The following is a 15,424-nucleotide window of genomic DNA, read 5'->3' as shown; positions in this document are numbered from 1 at the left end:
TTTCTTTGATGACGGCGGGGGAGATTGAAGGAATTCTTACCAGAGGATCGACGTTCGCCGCTAGACCTGTCTCTTCGCGGTATCCGCGATCCGTCGCCCGGCGCGCGGACGGCGTCTCGCGCCCGTCCCTCCCCCGCGGCGCCCGGCGGGCCGGAATCAGCCGACCGGGGCGGCCTCGTCGGATGCGGGCACCTCGTGGTGGATCCGGCCGGACAGTGCCGACAGCGGGCTGCCGGTGCCACCCCAGCGGCCGGCGACCACCTCGGCGGCGATGCTCACCGCGGTCTCCTCCGGGGTACGCGCGCCCAGGTCGAGCCCGAGCGGAGAGGAGAGCCGCCCCAGTTCCTCCGGGGAGAGACCGACCGCCCGCAGCCGGCCCAACCGGTCGTCGTGGGTCCGCCGGGAGCCCATCGCGCCGACGTAGCCGAGCGGCAGCCGCAGTGCCACCTCCAGCACCGGCACGTCGAACTTCGGGTCGTGGGTCAGCACGCAGACCACGGTCCGCCCGTCCAGCCGGCCGGCCTCCGCCTCGGCCCGCAGGTAGCGGTGCGGCCAGTCCACCACCACCTCATGCGCGTCCGGCAGCCGGCGGGAGGTGGCGAAGACCGGCCGGGCGTCACAGACCGTCACCCGGTAGCCGAGGAACGCGCCGATCCGGGCCAGCGCGGCGGCGAAGTCGATCGCGCCGAACACGATCATGCGGGGCGGGGCGGCGTACGCCGCGACGAAGAGCAGCAGGTCGTCGCCGCGACGCTGGCCGTGGTAGCCGTACCGGAGCGTGCCGGTGCGGCCGGTGGCGAGCAGGCCCCGGCTGTCGTCGGTGGCCGCCGCGTCCAGCCGGTCGGTGCCGAGCGAGCCGGCGGTGCGGTCCGGCCAGACCACCAGCCGCCGGCCGAGTCGCCCGGCCGAATCGGACTCGCCGGCCGATACGCAGGTGACCACCGCGACCGGCGCACCGGTGCGGATCGAGGCCGCCACCTCGGCGAACTCGCCGAACCCGGCCGGGTCTACCCGCTCGACGTAGACGTCCAGGAGGCCCCCGCAGGTCAGGCCCACCGCGAACGCGTCGTCGTCGGTCACGCCGTAGCGTTGCAGGGCCGGTTGACCGGTGGCGGTCACCTGCCGGGTCAACTCGTAGACCGCGCCCTCGACACAGCCGCCGGAGACGCTGCCGACCGCGGCGCCGTCCGGGCCGACCAGCATGGTGGCGCCGGCCTGCCGGGGCGCGGAACGCCAGGTCGCGACGACCGTCGCCATCCCGACCGGCTCACCCGCCCGCCACCACCGGTCCAGTTCGTCCAGCACGTCGCGCATGACCCGCTCACCCGTACCCGTTCCGCCTGCTCCGTTGGCCGGCAACGACCCACCTGCGGTGCTCCCGCACGCTTACCGGGCAACCCGGCACCATCCGTCGATCGTCCCATATGTCCGATCACCTGCGCCGGCCCATCCCGGACCGCGACTGCGAGACTACGCGGGCGCCGGGCAAGCCCCCCGGTACGTCACTCTCCGTGAATGGCCCGGACCCGGGCGGGTAGACCAGCCGGGACGGCGCCGACACGACGGGAGGCACCCCATGCCAGGACCACGACCGGGCAGCAACGCGTACGACCTGGAGCGCGCGCGGCTGCGCAAGCGGATCGACGACTCCGGCCGCCGGACCAACGACGGCAAGGCCGACGACACCGCGAACCGGTATCTCCAGGAGGATCGCGGGCGGCGGGGATTCGTCCGGGGTGAGCGGGGGCTCGGCCCGAAGGGTGAACGCGGCCCGGGCGAGCCGAAGTGACCGGGCAGCACGCCCTCGCCGGCCTGCTGGATCGGCCGGCGAGGGGTGGTCCGGTGACCGATGCGGTGGACGGGGCGATCGCCGGTGCGGTCGGCAGTGTGGCGCTGAACGTCGTCACGTACCTCGACATGGCCCTGCGGGGCCGGCCGGCCAGCAGCAGCCCGGAGGAGATCGCCCAGCGGCTGGCCGAGATGCTGCACATCGGTCTGGGGCCCGAGGACCGGGCGGCGAACCGCCGCTCGGGCCTCGGGCCCCTGCTCGGCTACGCGACCGGTGTACTCTCCGGGGCCGCGCTCACCGTTATCGGGCTGCGCCGTCTTCCCGGACCGGTGGCGGCCGGGCTCTTCGGCGCCGGCGTGATGCTGGCGTCGGACGGTACGTTGACGGCCCTGGGCATCACCGATCCGCGCCGGTGGAGCCGGGCGGACTGGCTGACCGACACGGTGCCGCACCTGGCGTACGGGCTGGCCGCCGTCGCGACGCTCGGGCAGCTACGGCACGCCCGGTGCCGAGGGTGACACCGCTGTGCGGGATCCCGCACCCGGTCCCCCGCCGTCCGGGTCACTCGACCGGGCGTGCCTCGCTGCGGCCCGCGGCCTTCCGGTCGGGATCCTCGGCAACGGGCCGGGCCGACGGCCCGTACGGAGACACCTGCTCGGGCGGAATCCGCCGGCCGTCGCCACCCCGGACCCGGGTCGGGTCACCCGGGCGCGGACCCTTGCTGTCCTGCACCGTCGGGTTCAGTTCGTTGCGGCGCATCTCCGGCTGCTGCACGTTCGTCATCGCCGTCCCCTTCCGCCGTCGTACTCCCTCGATGGTGGGCGCCGGCCGGCGGTGGTCGCCGACCGGCGGGGTGCCCCGGGGGTTCGCAACCGCCCGTTCGGCGAGCGCGTCACGCACACCCGGGTACCCGACGTGGGGTTACCCGGTGCGGGTGGCGCCATTCGGTCGGCCGCGCCGGTGCATGGACCCGCTGCGTGGGTAACCGGACGGAATGAACCGTGACCGCGCACTGGTGCGGGTGCTGCTGGACCGGCAGGGCCGCACGTACGCCGAGGAGGCGGGCATCCGGCTGGCCGACCGGCCCGGCCCGCTCTACCAGTTGTTGGTGCTGACCACGCTGCTCAGCACCCGGATCCGGGCGGGTGTGGCGGTCGCCGCCGCCCGCGAACTCTTCGCCGCCGGCTGCCGTACCCCACAGGGCACGGACGCGCTGAGCTGGCAGGACCGGGTGGACGCGCTGGGCCGGGGGCACTACCGCCGCTACGACGAGCGGACCGCGACGATGCTGGGCAACGGGGCACGGCTGTGTCTGGAACGCTGGAACGGCGACCTGCGCCGGTTGCACCGGGAGGCCGGTGGTGACCCGAGCGCGCTCCGCCGCGAACTGACCCGGTTTCCCGGAATCGGGCCGACCGGGGCGGACATCTTCCTCCGGGAGGCGCAGGCGGTCTGGCCGGACGTCCGCCCGTACGCCGACCGCCGGGCGGTGAACGCGGCCGGTCGGCTCGGTTTGCCGTCCACACCGGACAAGCTGGCCAGACTGGCCGGCGGCGCCGACTTTCCGCGGCTGGCCTCCGCACTGGTCCGGGTCTCGCTCGGTCAGCAGTCGATCGGCGAGCTGACCAGGGCGGCCGCCGGCCGCTGACCGGACCCGCTCGGCAGGCGGTGGTCTGGCGGTCAGCTCACCGGTTTGCCCGAGGTGGGTCTGGTCAGATACCACACGGTCAGTCCGGCTGCGACCGCCAGCAGCAGGACGGTGTTGGTGACCCTGCCTTCCTCCTCCCCGGTGCTGCCGAAGTAGATGACGGCGAGCGCGGCGCCGACCGACAACAGGGTCCGCAGTCCCTTGTTTTTCACGCAAATCATACTAATTACGGCAGAGCCTTCTCTTCCGGGAATCGGCCAACGACCCCGATCCGGTGACCCCGCCGGATCGCCCGGCCGGGTACCGGCTGCGACGTCGGTCGGGCAGGGCCGAGACATCCGCGCTGACCGATGGACGTACAGTTCCGCCGTGACCGAAATCCGGACCACCGTCGAGCTGCGCCATCCCCCGGAGCGGGTCTGGCGGGCCCTCACCGACCGCGAGCTGCTGCCGAAGTGGTTCGCCTCGATCGAACCACGACCCACGTCGATCAGCCGGTTCGAGTTGCGCCCCGTGGACCTGCCCGAACTCGACGAGCTGATCGTCATCGAGCTGATCGAGGTCGACCGGCCACACCGGATGGTGCTGCGCTGGCCGGAGGAGGGCCAGCCGACCCGGTTGGAGTGCGAGCTGACCCCCACCGCGGAGGGCTGCCGGCTGACCGTCGTGCAGAGCGGCGAGGAGGAGCCCTGGCTGCCGGCCGACCCACCCCGGCGCGAGGAGTGCTACCAGGGGCTGCTCGACACCCGGCTGCCCGCCGTACTCGACTGGTTGGCGTTCCGCGAGGTGGACCTCCCCGGGCCGACCCAGATCATCAGTGCCGTGCCGGCCGGGCCAGGTGGGCGGTCACGGCGCCGACTCGGCGCCGGGCTGGCGGTGCTGGCCCTGGCGGTCGGCGCGGTGGTCGTGGTCGCCGGCCTGGCCCGTGGCCGGGGCGGCGACTCGCCGTCCGGAGCGGCGGCCACCGTCGCCAGCACCGCGCCGAGCACGCCACCGGGTACGACCACTCCGGTCGCCCGGACCCCGGCCAGCGGTGTCACCCCGGTCCAGCCCAGCCGTACCGCCCGGCCCGGCGCGACCCCGCGCCGGACGTCGCCGGCCGCCACCGCCAACCCGCCCAGGCCGGGTCAGCCGAGCCTGACCGCCCAGTACCGCACGCTGTCGAGCCGGCTCCTCGGCTATCAGGGCGAGGTGGTCGTGACCAACGACGGCGAGGCGACCGCGACCCGGTGGACGGTGGTGATCACCCTGGCCGGTGGTGCCCAGGTCGCGAGCGTCACGGGGGCGGAGAGCTACCGGCAGGAGGAGCAGCAGGTCACCTTCACCGGCGCCCCGCTCGCCGCCAACGGCTCGGCGACGATCCGGTTCGACGTGGAGCGCGCCGGCGCGCTCGCCCAGAAGCAGCCGACGAGCTGCGCAGTGGGCGACCAGCCCTGTGCGGGACTGTGACGACGACGGGTCAGTGAATTCCTTCGGCCTGCACCTATCCGGCGGTCCGTGGGACCGCCGGATAGGTGGAAAGGTTCAGTAGAGCAGGTAGGGCCGGCGTCGGCGGTCGAACTCCGCCAACTCGGCCGACCAGGCTCCGACCGCGTCCGACACGTCGGCACCGGCGTCGATCATCGTACGTAGCCGGGTGGAGCCGGTCAGCTTGTCGATCCAGTACGGCCGGGCGGTGTCCCAGGTGTCCGCCCGCCAGGCGAACGCCGGATATTTGCGGGACTCGACCAGCAGCGCCACCCCGGTGCGCACCGGGTCGAACCGGGCCGGGTCGGTGACCTTCACCTCCACCCCCGCGCAGAGCTTGTTGAGCAGGTCCGGCTTCTGCCCGGCAGCGGTCGGCGAGAAGTACGCCTCCCGGAACTCGACTCCGGGCAGGTCCCGGGCGACCAGCCGGTCCACCAGGTGGTAGTCGAACTCGGTGGCCAGGCCGCCGATCAGCTCGAACGGCCGGGTGGTGCCCCGGCCCTCGGTCATCGACGCGACCCCCTCGAACATGCAGGTGCCGGGATAGACCAGCGCGGTGTCCTGGGTCGGCATGTTCGGGCTGGGCAGCACCCACGGCACGCCGGTGTCGACGGCGAAGTCGCCGCGCCGCCAGCCCCGGCACCTGACCACCGTCAGGTCGACCGGCCGGCCCGCCTCCGCCGGCAGGAACTCGCCGTTGTAGAACCGGGCCAGCTCACCGACGGTCATGCCGTGCTGCTGCACGATTTCCTTCTTGCCTACGCCCGAGGTGAACGGCGTGGTCATCATCGGCCCGTACGCCCGCCCGCCGATCGGGTTCGGCCGGTCGAGTACGACGTACCGGCGGCCGAGCCGGGCGGCGGCGACCATGGAGTCGTAGAGGGTCCAGATGTAGGTGTAGAAGCGGGCGCCCACGTCCTGGATGTCGAAGACCACGGTGTCGACACCGGCCTGGGTGATCAGTTCACCCCACTTCGCCTGCGAGGCGCCGTACGCGTCGTAGACGGTGATGCCGGTCCGGGCGTCGATGCCGGTCCCCTCGCTGCCGCCGGCCTGGGCGGAGCCCCGGAACCCGTGCTCCGGCCCGAACGCGGCGGTGAGCCGCACCCGGCCGGAGGCGTGCATCAGGTCGACCAGGTGACGGTAGCGGGCGTCCACGCCGGTCGGGTTGGACAGCACCCCGACCCGCTGGCCGGCGAGGACCGCGAACCTGGAGTCGACCAGCACGTCCAGGCCGGTGCTGACCCGCCGGCCGCGCCCGCCCGCCCCGGAGCGGTCCGCCCCGGTGTCCGGAGCGGCGGCGGTGGCGCCACCGAGGGTGCCGGCCGTCGCGCCCATGGCGCTCACGGCGGCAGTGCTGGCGAGGAACCTTCTGCGTTGCACGGCGGCCTCCCGGGGGCGGGGCTGCGGGCAGGGACGTGTCGGAAGTTACCTACATCACAATGGTTGGTCAAGAAGGAAAACTACGACAGCGGACTCAGAGCTCCTCCGCCTCCAGGTCACCGAGTTCGATGTTCTGGATCATCAGCCACCGGGCCAGCGCCGGCATGCCGTACAGCCACAGGGGTGCGGACTCGGTGGTGCCGTTGGTGGCGTAGATGGCGAACCGCAGGTCGGGAGCGTGGATCGCCTCAATCCGCCAGCGATGGTTCTTGTCCCGCCAGATGGCGGATGGGTCCATGCCCCTCACCGTAGTGCCGGCTCCGGTAGCGTTCACCGAGTTTTGTCGTACGCCGGGTGTTGGGCGGGGATCGCCACCGAGCCGGTGGTGGCCGACGCGCTGGCCTCTGGCGATCGGGGCGCCGGGCCAACAGCCGGCAGGTGCCCGGCGGATCGGGAGGGGGCGGCATGGCCGACTACGACTGGCTCGACGACCACGGCCTCCGCGAGGCGTTCTGCCTGACGTTCGTCCGGGACCCGGACGAGGAGGCGGTGTTGCGCCGGTTCGGCGTCGAGCCGGCCAGCCTTCGATCGTTGACCGGCCTCGCCGACGCCACCGAACTGCCGTTCGACCACCTCGTGCTGGCCGGCCGACTCGACGGCTGGGTCTTCGTACTGGAGGAGAACGGCTTCGAGGGGAGCCGGATTGAGGTGCTGCGGGCCGTCTCCGGCGGTACCGAGGCGGTGTCGGTCTACACCAACGTGAACGGCAACCGGCGGTTCGGGTACGCCGTGGACGGCGTACTGCGCACCGGGTTCGACCCGAGTTCGCCGGTACGCCGCTGGGGCGAGGCACCGGACGCCCTGGTCCCGCTGATGCGCCAGGCCGGCCTGCCGGAGCACGGCGACGCCGGCTGGTCCAGCGCCGGCCTCGACGCGGGGTTGCGCCTCGCCGATCTGGTCACCGGCGTGCACCTCGATGCCGACCGGCTGGCCGGGCCACTGAGCACCGGCCGGCTGGTGCCCCTGCTCCCGGATCCGCCCGCGCTGCCGACCTGGATGCTGCGCGAGGACCACGAGTTGCTGACCGCGATCACCTCCGCCCCGCCCGACCTGCTGCGCCGGGTGGTGGCGGCCGAGGCACTGCGGCGCGCCGACGAGGCGGGGATCGCCACCGAGCCGGTGGTGGCCGACGCGATGGCCCAGGTGGACCGTGGCGGGACGCGGATCGTGCCGGACGACTCGGCGCTCGGTCTGCTGCTGCGCAAGTTGGCCTGCCAGGCCGGCGTCGCCGGCGCCTCGCTGGCGCTGCCGACCCAGCGGGGCCGGATGACGGACGCCCAGCGCCAGCAGGCGTTCCGCCGGCACTCCGCCGGGCGGGCGGTGCAGGCGGCGCTCTTCCCGGACCCGGTGCGGGCCGCGTACGAGGTGCTCGGCTGGGTGGCGCCGGCCCGCGATCCCGCCCGGGTCGCCCGCCGCGCGCGGTTCCTTGCCGAGTTGCGGGGCTGACCACGCACCCCCGAGTGCGCGACCTGGGCTCGGTCACTCCGGGGGTGCGCCGGCCCGGCCGCTGCCCCGAGCCAGCGTCGGACCCGCCCCGCATGCTGTGCGATGGCTCGTTGTCGTACAGCACACGGGAAATGGGGGGAGCGCGTGGCGGCCGACGGCATCGTCATCACCGGGGCCCGGGAGAACAACCTCAGGAACGTCTCGCTGCTGCGGGTGCCGGAACGCAAGCTGGTCGTCTTCACCGGCGCCTCCGGCTCCGGGAAGTCCTCCATCGTCTTCGACACCATCGCCGCGGAGGCGCAGCGCCAGCTCAACGAAACCTGCACCGCCTTCGCCCGGAACTTCCTCCCCCGCCACGGCCAGCCGGACGTGGACACCATCGAGAGCCTCTCCGCGGCCATCGTGGTCGACCAGAAGCGGCTCGGCGGTGGCTCCCGGTCGACGGTCGGCACCACCCATCACCGACATCTACTCGCTGCTGCGGCTCCCCTACTCCCGGGCGGCAAGCCGCACCCGCACCGGCCTGAGCGCTCGGGCCGGGCCGGGCCGGGCCGGGCCAGCGGTGGCAGCGAACCGCCGCAGCTCGCGCCGACGTCTGCTGGCACGGTCCCCCGCCGTACCGGGTGCTGCCGCGCGCCGGCCGCCCCGTCGCGGTGAAGTCGGGAACCGGACCACCCCGCCGTGGTACGACTGCTTCGACGGTGGGGGTGTGACGGGTCCGCGCGGGTCAGAGCGCTGGGCGGCGGCCGCGTGCGGCGGGTTGGGAGAACAGACGGTCGATGGCGACAGGGAGACGCGCCACGCTGATCCGCGATCCGAGTCAGCCGCAGCGGGCCACTCCGGTGGAGCTCTTCTACGACCTCGTCTTCGTCTTCATGCTGGCCCGGCTGGCCGAAGCGTTGCTCATGAATCTGCACCCGCGCGGGGCCTACCAGACGTTTCTGCTGCTGCTGGCTATCTGGTGGGTGTGGTCGTACACCAACCTGACCACCGACACCCTGGACTCGCCGTACAACTGGTGATCATCACGATCATGCTCGGCAGCCTGCTGATCTCGACCGCGCTGCCCGAGGCGTTCGACGGTCAGGCCCTGCTCTTCGCCTCCGCCTACGTCGGGATCCACCTGTTCCGCAGCACGATCCTCGCGGTGATCCTGCGGGGCCACCGGCTACGGAACCGGCCGCTGCGCGGGATCTTCTGGTTCAGTCTCTCCGGCACGCTCTGGTTCGGCGGGGTCTTCGTCTCCGGCACGCCACGGCTGCTGCTCTGGACGGCGGCCCTGGCCATGGAGTACCTGGGGCCGGTGGTGCGCTGGCCCACCCCGAGGATCGGACGTTCGCCGGCCTGGGAGTGGAACACCCCCGGTGAGCACCTCGCCGAGCGGTACCGCCAGTTCGTCATCATCGCCCTCGGCGAAACCGTGGTGATCACCGCCCGGACCGTGCGTGGTGGCCGGCGTCGTCCTGACCACGGTCAGCGACGAGCTGACCATCCGGCACCCGATGGAGGACACCCCGGGGCTGGGTCGCGGTGATCGTCGGTGGTCCGGTGCTCTTCCTCGCCGGCCGGGTCCTGCTCGGGCACGAGGTGTTCGTCCGGGTGTCCCGACCGTGGCTGGTCGGGATCGGCGTGCTGATCCTGATCGCGCCGACGATGGTCCTGCTGCCGCCGTTGCTCGTCTCCGTGGCCGTCATGCTCGTCCTGCTCGGAGTCGTCGTCGCCGACGCGGTGACCGTCCGGGAACCGCGCGGCACCCCCGGCATCACCTAGGACCGAATGCCGGCCGCCACCGGTCGCCGGGCGGCTCACGGGTCCGGACTGCTCCGCAGCGGCAGCCGGACGGCGAACTGGGCACCCTGGCCGGGGTGGCTGCGGGCCTCGATCGTGCCGCCGTGGCCGGTGACGACCTCGCGCAGCAGCGCCAGCCCGAGGCCGGTGTGTCGTTTCTCGGCGCCCACGCCGCTGTGGAACCGGTCGAAGATTCGGTCGGCCGGATCGAAGCCCTCACCGGTGTCGACCACCATCAGCTCGGCGACGTCGTCCCGGCGTCGCACCGTCACGTCGATCCGCCCGTGCGCGGGCGTGTGCCGCAGGGCGTTCGTCAGAAGTTCACTGATCACCCGGCGCAGTGCCGACTCCACCCCGGGCACCGGAACCGGCACGTCGGGACGGCTGAGGGTGAGCGTCACGCCCTGTTCGGCGGCGCGGTCGGTCTCGGCGACGACCGCCGCCTCGGCGAGCGCGGCCAGGTCCACCGGAGTGGTGGCCGGCCGGTCGTCCGGCATGGCCGCCAGCCGGGCGGAGAGCAGCAGGTCGTTGACGACCTCGCCGAGCCGCCTGCTGGTGCCGACCAGCCGGTCCAGCTCCGACCGGTAGTTGGCCGGAACGCCGGTCGAGCCGGCCCGCCGGGCCAGCACCTGTGCCCTGGTGTGCAGTTGCGCGATGGGCGTACGCAGCTCGTGGCTGACGTCGGCGATGAACCGGCGCTGCCGGGCGAGTGCCTCGGCGAGCGGCGCGACGGTGAGCCGGCCCACGACCAACCCACTGGTGACCGCGGCGAGCAGTCCGACCAGCTCCGCGACGACGAGGGCGAGGAGCAGGTGGCGGCGGTCGGCGAGCTGGTACCGGGCATCGAAGATCGCCTGCACCACGTCCTCGCCACGGGGTTCGGTGAGGACGAAGTAGACCGTGCCGTTGCGCTCGATCCTGTCGGTGGCCGGGGTCCGGGTGGCGGCGGTCGCGGTCATCGCGGCAGTGAGGGGGAACCCGGCCGGCGCGGGTACGGCGCCGGAGACGAGCTGGCCGTCGTGCAGCAGGAAGAGCCAGGTGCACCCGGGTGGCCCGGACGGGTCGCCGCGGACGGCGGTGTAGGCGAGTTCCCGCTGGATCTGACGCTCCTGGCCACGTACCAGCATGCCGTAGGAGACGGCGCCGACCAGCGAGACCAGGACGGTCACCGCGAGTCCGACCAGCAGGCCGACCCGCCGACGGGCCCGGGCGACCACCGCCCGCTCGGCCGCCATCCAGGAGAGCCCTGCCGGCGCCGCCGGCCGCCGGGCCCTCACAGCTCGCCGAGCCGGTAGCCGAGGCCGTGCACGGTACGGATCGCCGCCCGGCCGAGCTTGCGGCGCAGGTAGTAGACGTAGGTGTCCACGATGGACGAGGCGGCGGCTTCGTCGAACACCCGGCGGCGCAGCTCGGCCCGGGAGTGCACCGCCCGCGGGCGTACGGCGAGCACCCGGAGCAGCTCGAATTCCCGGGCGGAGAGAGCCACCCGGGATCCGTCGGAGAGCACCACGTCCCGCAGCCCGAGGTCGAGCCGGCCGGCACCGATCGGCAGCGCCTCGGCGCCGTCCGAGGTACGCCGGCAGAGCGCCCTGATCCGGGCGCTCAGCTCGTCGAGGTCGAACGGCTTGATCATGTAGTCGTCGGCGCCCGCGTCCAGGCCGGCGACCCGGTCGTCGACCGTGCCGAGCGCGGTGAGCAGCAGGGCGCGGGCGCCGACCGCGCGGGAGCGCAGCCGGGCCAGCAGGTGCAGCCCGTCGAGCGCCGGCAGCAACCGGTCGATCACCATGACGTCGTAGCGTCGGGTGAGCCCGAGATGCAGGCCGCGCTGGCCGTCCGGGGCCACGTCGACCAGGTATCCCTCGTCGGCCAGGACCTCGGTGAGCAGCTCCGCGAGTTCCCTGTCGTCCTCGACCAGGAGCAGGCGGCGTACGGTGGGTGACGCCTCGCTTGCCTGTAGCACAGGCTGAGAATCCCACACCCGCCGACATACATAGACTGTGATAGATATCTCTATACCGTGTCGGCCACCGGTTGAACCTCCGGCACCGGATCCTTCGTGGCAACCGGAATGGGGTTCCGAGCCTCGCGCCGGTCGATCCAGCTCAGCAGCGGCGTGGTCATCAGCGTGGTGACCAGCGCGACCAGCACCAGGGCGGTGAAGAGGGTCGCGTTGACGATCCCGGCCGCCATGCCGACGTTGATCGCGATCAGCTGCATCAGCCCGCGGGCGTTCATCAGTACGCCGATCCGCACCGCGACGCCCTTCGGTTCACCCCGGAGCCGGGCCGCCGCCCAGCAGGCGCCGAACTTGCCGACCACGGCGACCGCGACACAGCCGAGCGCGAAGAACAGCACCGAGGGTTGGCTGAGCAGCCCGAATTCGGTGTGCAGCCCGGAGTAGGTGAAGAAGAGCGGAAGGAAGACGATCTGGCAGACCGGGGTGACGGTGGCGACCATCCGATCCGTGCGGGCGCGGTGCGGCATCACCGCGCCGACCGAGAAGGCGCCGAAGACCGCGTACAGGCCGATCTCGTCGGTGTACCAGGCGACCACGAAGAGCAGCGCCACCAGGCCGAGCAGCCGGGACTGGTCACCGAGCCGGTCGCTGCCGACCAGCGCCGCGGCCACCCGCCGGCCCACCGACCAGAGCAGCAGCCCGAACAGGATCGCGCCGGCGATCGTGACGAGCGCCGGGCCGGGCCGGCCGGTGGCGGTGGCGAGGACGACGGCGAGCAGGATCCAGGCGACCGCGTCGTCCAGGGCGCCACTGGCCAGGGCGAGCGACCCGTGCCGGGTGCCCTCCTGCCCGCGTTCGGTGATGATCCTGGCGAGCATCGGAAAGGCGGTGATGGCGAGGGCGACCCCGACGAAGGCGGCGGAGACCCCGACCGAGGTGCCCGGGGCGAGCACCGGCGCGCGTCCCGCGGTGGCGAGTACCAGCAGTACGCCGAGGCCGAGCGGCACGAGTACCCCGGCCAGCGACACCGCGCCGGCGGTGCCGGCCAGTCCGGTCACCGGGTGCGAGGTGAACGCGTAGCCCGCCTGGAACATGAAAATGACCAGACCGACCTGACCGACGATGTAGAGCACCGCATAGAGCTGCTCCGGAAAGAGTGCGTCCTGCACGGCCGGGGCCAGCAGCCCGAGCAGCGACGGTCCGAGCAGGACACCGGCCAGCATCTCACTCACCACCGGCGGCTGGCCGACCTTGCCGAGCAGCCACGTCGTCGCCCGGCAGACGAGCAGGATGGCCGCGACGGCGATGAAGAACCGTGGCGCCAGCTCGACGGGATTCATGCCGTCCCGCCTTCCCTGGTCTCCGCTGTGGACCCGACCTCGATCATGGCCGAACCTCCTCGAAGTAGCTGGTGCAGAGTCGTACGCGTCGCGCGTCGACCACCATCCAGGTGCCCAGGACCAGTTGGACGAGGCTGCGCCGCACATCGGCCCAGCGGTCCGTCCACCGCATCCACCACCGCCGCACGCCCCCGGGCGATGGTGCCCCGGGCGGGACCAGGAGGCAGGGGCCGCGGCTGGGCAGCGAGCGGGTGTGCCGCACGGTGGACACCAGGGCGTACCGGCGCAACACCTCCCGGGTGACCGCGCGCATCATCACCGGGGCGACGCCACGGGCCGGACAGGCCCGGTTGGCGGTGACGCCGAACGGGACGAAGTGCGCGTCGCCCCGGCGCAGGGTCAGCCAGCGGGCGGGGTCGAAGGTGTCGTCGGCGGCCGGCCCGGTGCGCTGGAAGGCGAGATAGTTGAAGAGCAGGACGGAGCCGGCCGGGATGGTGACCCCCGGCTCGACCTCGATCGGGCCGGAGGTGATCCGGTGTGCCACGCCGAAGAGCGGGTGCACCCGCAGCGCCTCGTCGATCACCCGGTCCAGCGCCCGGTCGCCCTCGCCGTCGAGGTCGTCGAGGGTCGCGATCAGGTCCCGCTGGGCCGACGGGTGTTGGGCGAGGGCCAGCAGGAGGTGCGCCATCGCCTCGGACATCTGCACGACGGCGGTGTTGAAGAAGGTGCCCTGGAGATACCAGGTCGTCTCCTCGGCGGTGAACGGCTCCGGCAGGGTGACCGGTGCCGTGCCGGCCTCGACCCGGGCCCGCAGATGCCGGGTGAGCCGGTCCCGCCGGTCCAGGTGCCGCAGCCCGCAGCACTTGAGCGCGGTGACCACGTCGTCGGCGTTGGCCACGATCAGCGCCCGGACGTCGGCCGGGCACGCCTCGGCGAAGACGAGTTCGTGGTAGACCTCCGCCCAGATCGGCATCATCAGGTCACGCAGCCGCACCTGGCTGGTCCGGCCGGCCGGCAGTTCGTCGAGGACGCGTCGGGCCGCCGCCCCGGCCAGCTCGGCCGACCGGCGGTGCGACACCGCCAGCACCCGCCGGGTCGTCCGGGCGACCGTGCGGTAGCGCTCGCCCGGCTCCAGGTGCTCCTGGTGCATCTGCGGTCCGGGCGCGAGCCAGTACCAGAACAGGTCGGAGAGCCCGGCCCCCCGGCTGCGCCCGTCTGCCGCCGGGTCCGAGTACACCCGTTCGAAGTGCTCCGGGCGGACCAGCGGGCCGGGCACCGGGATGCCCTCGACGCCGTTCACCCGGACGAAGATCCATTCGCGGAGCCGGACCACGGCCCGCGGCAACCACCGCGGCAGCGTCCACGCCACCGCCGCCACCACCAGGACGCCCACCGCGTACCACGGAAACCCGGGGAGCCGGCTCATCGCGGCACTCGCGTCGCGATCATGTCCGGAGCGAGGTCGGTCGGGCGGACCGCGCCGGCCAGCGTCATGGCCCGGCCGAGGTCGGCGCGGAGCAGGTCGAGGAGCTGGCGTACCCCGGACTCGCCCCGGGCCGCGAGCCCCCAGACGACCGGCCGGCCGACCCCGACCGCGACCGCGCCGAGCGCCAGCGCGGTGAGGACGTCGGTGCCCCGGCGGATCCCGCCGTCGAGCAGTACCGGAATCCGCCCCTCGACCGCCTCGACGACCGCCCGCAGCGCGTCGATGCTCGCCGGTACCCCGTCCAGTTGCCGCCCGCCGTGGTTGGAGACCAGCACGGCGTCGACCCCGTGCGCGACGGCGAGCCGGGCGTCGGCCGGGTGCAGGATTCCCTTCAGCACCACGGGCAGCCGGGTCGTCCCGCGCAGCCACTCGATCCGGGCCCAGTCGAGGTCGGCGTCCAGCACGATGTCCCGGACCCGCCCGGTCTCCGGGTCCCGCATGTTCTCGCAGCGGAGCCCGGACGGCAGGTCGAGGAAACCGTTGCGGAGGTCGCGCTCGCGGCGCCCGAGCACCGGCGAGTCGACGGTGACCACCAGGGCGCGGCAGCCGGCGGCCTCCACCCGCCTGATCACCGACTCGGTGAAGCCGAGATCCGGTTGCGGATAGAGCTGGAACCACAGCCGCGCCGGCCGGCCGGCCGGATCCGTCGCCCCGGCGACCGCCTCGATCGGCGCGGTGGCCGCCATGCTGACCACCATCACGGTGCCGGCCGCCGCGACCGCCCGGGCGCTCGCCACCTCCCCGTCGGGGTGGGCCAGCCGATGGAAGGCGGTCGGTGACACCAACACCGGCATCGCGAGCGTCTCGCCGAGCAGGTCGGTACGGAGGTCACGCGCGCCCCCGCCGCGCAGCACCCGGGGCAGGATCCGGTACGCATCGAACGCCGTCTCGTTGGCCCGCAGCGTACGCTCGTCGCCGGATCCGCCGGCGAAGAAGTCCCGGTGCACCGGGTCGAGCCGGCGGTGTGCCTCCGTCCACAGGTCGTCGACGTTGAGCAGGGGGCCCGCGCCGGCCGTGGGTGTGCGGCGCGGGCCCGCCTGGTCCGTGACCGGGGGCATGG

19 protein-coding genes are annotated in these 15,424 nt (G+C 73.2%); 9 read left to right on the top strand and 10 right to left on the bottom strand.

Annotated features, from left to right (window positions below):
* Nucleotides 1-156: 156 nt before the first annotated feature.
* Entirely contained in the window at nt 157-1,314 is a 1,158-nt protein-coding gene (locus R6Y94_RS18185) for an XdhC family protein (RefSeq protein WP_318397060.1), read from the bottom strand.
* A 262-nt stretch (nt 1,315-1,576) separates the two neighbouring features.
* Here R6Y94_RS18185 and R6Y94_RS18180 point away from each other — a divergent pair, with 262 nt between their 5' ends.
* Nucleotides 1,577-1,789, top strand: coding sequence for a phosphatidylethanolamine-binding protein (locus tag R6Y94_RS18180; RefSeq protein ID WP_318397059.1), 213 nt, complete (start codon nt 1,577-1,579; stop codon nt 1,787-1,789).
* Between the two features lie 53 nt (nt 1,790-1,842).
* Nucleotides 1,843-2,307 carry a hypothetical protein gene (locus R6Y94_RS18175; RefSeq protein WP_318397058.1) on the top strand — a complete coding sequence of 155 codons (465 nt, stop codon included), beginning with the start codon at nt 1,843-1,845 and terminating at the stop codon, nt 2,305-2,307.
* Nucleotides 2,308-2,350: 43 nt separating this feature from the next.
* On the opposite strand, the gene R6Y94_RS18170 is transcribed toward R6Y94_RS18175, so the two are convergent.
* Entirely contained in the window at nt 2,351-2,689 is a 339-nt protein-coding gene (locus R6Y94_RS18170; protein WP_318397057.1) for a hypothetical protein, read from the bottom strand.
* A 94-nt stretch (nt 2,690-2,783) separates the two neighbouring features.
* Between R6Y94_RS18170 and R6Y94_RS18165 the strand changes: the two genes are divergently transcribed.
* Nucleotides 2,784-3,437 (top strand): hypothetical protein, encoded by a 654-nt coding sequence (locus tag R6Y94_RS18165; protein WP_318397056.1) that lies wholly within the window; start codon nt 2,784-2,786, stop codon nt 3,435-3,437.
* A gap of 32 nt (nt 3,438-3,469) precedes the next feature.
* Here R6Y94_RS18165 and R6Y94_RS18160 read toward each other — a convergent pair whose 3' ends face one another.
* Nucleotides 3,470-3,649 (bottom strand): hypothetical protein, encoded by a 180-nt coding sequence (locus tag R6Y94_RS18160; protein ID WP_412102798.1) that lies wholly within the window; start codon nt 3,647-3,649, stop codon nt 3,470-3,472.
* Between the two features lie 157 nt (nt 3,650-3,806).
* Here R6Y94_RS18160 and R6Y94_RS18155 point away from each other — a divergent pair, with 157 nt between their 5' ends.
* Nucleotides 3,807-4,886, top strand: coding sequence for an SRPBCC domain-containing protein (locus R6Y94_RS18155; RefSeq protein WP_318397055.1), 1,080 nt, complete (start codon nt 3,807-3,809; stop codon nt 4,884-4,886).
* A gap of 75 nt (nt 4,887-4,961) precedes the next feature.
* Here R6Y94_RS18155 and R6Y94_RS18150 read toward each other — a convergent pair whose 3' ends face one another.
* Both R6Y94_RS18150 and R6Y94_RS18145 read right to left on the bottom strand, forming a co-directional pair.
* Complete coding sequence (locus R6Y94_RS18150) at nt 4,962-6,287, bottom strand: DUF1343 domain-containing protein (RefSeq protein WP_318397054.1); 1,326 nt, start codon at nt 6,285-6,287, stop codon at nt 4,962-4,964.
* 94 nt (nt 6,288-6,381) lie between these two features.
* The gene (locus tag R6Y94_RS18145; protein ID WP_130462943.1) at nt 6,382-6,585 is read right to left on the bottom strand and encodes a hypothetical protein; all 204 of its coding nucleotides are present in this window, start codon (nt 6,583-6,585) and stop codon (nt 6,382-6,384) included.
* Between the two features lie 167 nt (nt 6,586-6,752).
* On the opposite strand from R6Y94_RS18145, the gene R6Y94_RS18140 reads away from it, so the two are divergent.
* The 5 genes from R6Y94_RS18140 to R6Y94_RS18125 all read left to right on the top strand — a co-directional run bounded on the left by R6Y94_RS18140 (nt 6,753) and on the right by R6Y94_RS18125 (nt 9,563).
* Nucleotides 6,753-7,793: a DUF6461 domain-containing protein gene (locus R6Y94_RS18140; RefSeq protein ID WP_318397053.1), complete on the top strand. Its 1,041-nt coding sequence runs from the start codon at nt 6,753-6,755 to the stop codon at nt 7,791-7,793.
* 144 nt (nt 7,794-7,937) lie between these two features.
* The gene (locus R6Y94_RS18135; protein WP_318397052.1) at nt 7,938-8,450 is read left to right on the top strand and encodes a hypothetical protein; all 513 of its coding nucleotides are present in this window, start codon (nt 7,938-7,940) and stop codon (nt 8,448-8,450) included.
* A gap of 122 nt (nt 8,451-8,572) precedes the next feature.
* On the top strand, nt 8,573-8,815 hold the full coding sequence (locus tag R6Y94_RS45165) for a low temperature requirement protein A (protein WP_412102797.1): 243 nt from the start codon (nt 8,573-8,575) through the stop codon (nt 8,813-8,815).
* Entirely contained in the window at nt 8,812-9,327 is a 516-nt protein-coding gene (locus tag R6Y94_RS18130) for a low temperature requirement protein A (RefSeq protein WP_412102796.1), read from the top strand. The genes R6Y94_RS45165 and R6Y94_RS18130 overlap by 4 nt, the downstream gene beginning before the upstream one ends.
* Nucleotides 9,324-9,563, top strand: a complete 240-nt coding sequence (locus R6Y94_RS18125; RefSeq protein ID WP_318397051.1) for a hypothetical protein — start codon at nt 9,324-9,326, stop codon at nt 9,561-9,563. The genes R6Y94_RS18130 and R6Y94_RS18125 overlap by 4 nt, the downstream gene beginning before the upstream one ends.
* A 35-nt stretch (nt 9,564-9,598) precedes the next feature.
* Here the strand turns inward: R6Y94_RS18125 and R6Y94_RS18120 are convergent, their stop codons facing one another.
* Genes R6Y94_RS18120 through R6Y94_RS18100 form a run of 5 tightly spaced genes read right to left on the bottom strand, consistent with a single transcriptional unit; the run spans nt 9,599 to nt 15,422 of the window.
* Complete coding sequence (locus R6Y94_RS18120; protein WP_318397050.1) at nt 9,599-10,816, bottom strand: HAMP domain-containing sensor histidine kinase; 1,218 nt, start codon at nt 10,814-10,816, stop codon at nt 9,599-9,601.
* A gap of 38 nt (nt 10,817-10,854) precedes the next feature.
* Complete coding sequence (locus R6Y94_RS18115; RefSeq protein WP_318397049.1) at nt 10,855-11,541, bottom strand: response regulator transcription factor; 687 nt, start codon at nt 11,539-11,541, stop codon at nt 10,855-10,857.
* Between the two features lie 50 nt (nt 11,542-11,591).
* Nucleotides 11,592-12,878 carry a cation:proton antiporter gene (locus R6Y94_RS18110; protein ID WP_318397048.1) on the bottom strand — a complete coding sequence of 429 codons (1,287 nt, stop codon included), beginning with the start codon at nt 12,876-12,878 and terminating at the stop codon, nt 11,592-11,594.
* Nucleotides 12,879-12,921: 43 nt separating this feature from the next.
* Nucleotides 12,922-14,304, bottom strand: a complete 1,383-nt coding sequence (locus R6Y94_RS18105; RefSeq protein ID WP_318397047.1) for a cytochrome P450 — start codon at nt 14,302-14,304, stop codon at nt 12,922-12,924.
* Complete coding sequence (locus R6Y94_RS18100; protein WP_318397046.1) at nt 14,301-15,422, bottom strand: alpha-hydroxy acid oxidase; 1,122 nt, start codon at nt 15,420-15,422, stop codon at nt 14,301-14,303. The genes R6Y94_RS18105 and R6Y94_RS18100 overlap by 4 nt, the downstream gene beginning before the upstream one ends.
* Nucleotides 15,423-15,424 lie beyond the last annotated feature (2 nt).

The sequence above is a fragment of the Plantactinospora sp. KLBMP9567 genome, assembly GCF_033446045.1.
Lineage (GTDB): Bacteria > Actinomycetota > Actinomycetes > Mycobacteriales > Micromonosporaceae > Plantactinospora.
This window is presented reverse-complemented; position numbering and strand designations above follow the sequence as displayed.

Coding starts and splice junctions, on each gene's coding strand:
- R6Y94_RS18165 (WP_318397056.1), top strand. CDS start 2,784: ATGAACCGTGACCGCGCACTGGTGCGGGTGCTGCTGGACCGGCAGGGC.
- R6Y94_RS18145 (WP_130462943.1), bottom strand. CDS start 6,585: ATGGACCCATCCGCCATCTGGCGGGACAAGAACCATCGCTGGCGGATT.
- R6Y94_RS18100 (WP_318397046.1), bottom strand. CDS start 15,422: ATGCCCCCGGTCACGGACCAGGCGGGCCCGCGCCGCACACCCACGGCC.
- R6Y94_RS18180 (WP_318397059.1), top strand. CDS start 1,577: ATGCCAGGACCACGACCGGGCAGCAACGCGTACGACCTGGAGCGCGCG.
- R6Y94_RS18185 (WP_318397060.1), bottom strand. CDS start 1,314: ATGCGCGACGTGCTGGACGAACTGGACCGGTGGTGGCGGGCGGGTGAG.
- R6Y94_RS45165 (WP_412102797.1), top strand. CDS start 8,573: ATGGCGACAGGGAGACGCGCCACGCTGATCCGCGATCCGAGTCAGCCG.
- R6Y94_RS18110 (WP_318397048.1), bottom strand. CDS start 12,878: ATGAATCCCGTCGAGCTGGCGCCACGGTTCTTCATCGCCGTCGCGGCC.
- R6Y94_RS18120 (WP_318397050.1), bottom strand. CDS start 10,816: ATGGCGGCCGAGCGGGCGGTGGTCGCCCGGGCCCGTCGGCGGGTCGGC.
- R6Y94_RS18105 (WP_318397047.1), bottom strand. CDS start 14,304: ATGAGCCGGCTCCCCGGGTTTCCGTGGTACGCGGTGGGCGTCCTGGTG.
- R6Y94_RS18140 (WP_318397053.1), top strand. CDS start 6,753: ATGGCCGACTACGACTGGCTCGACGACCACGGCCTCCGCGAGGCGTTC.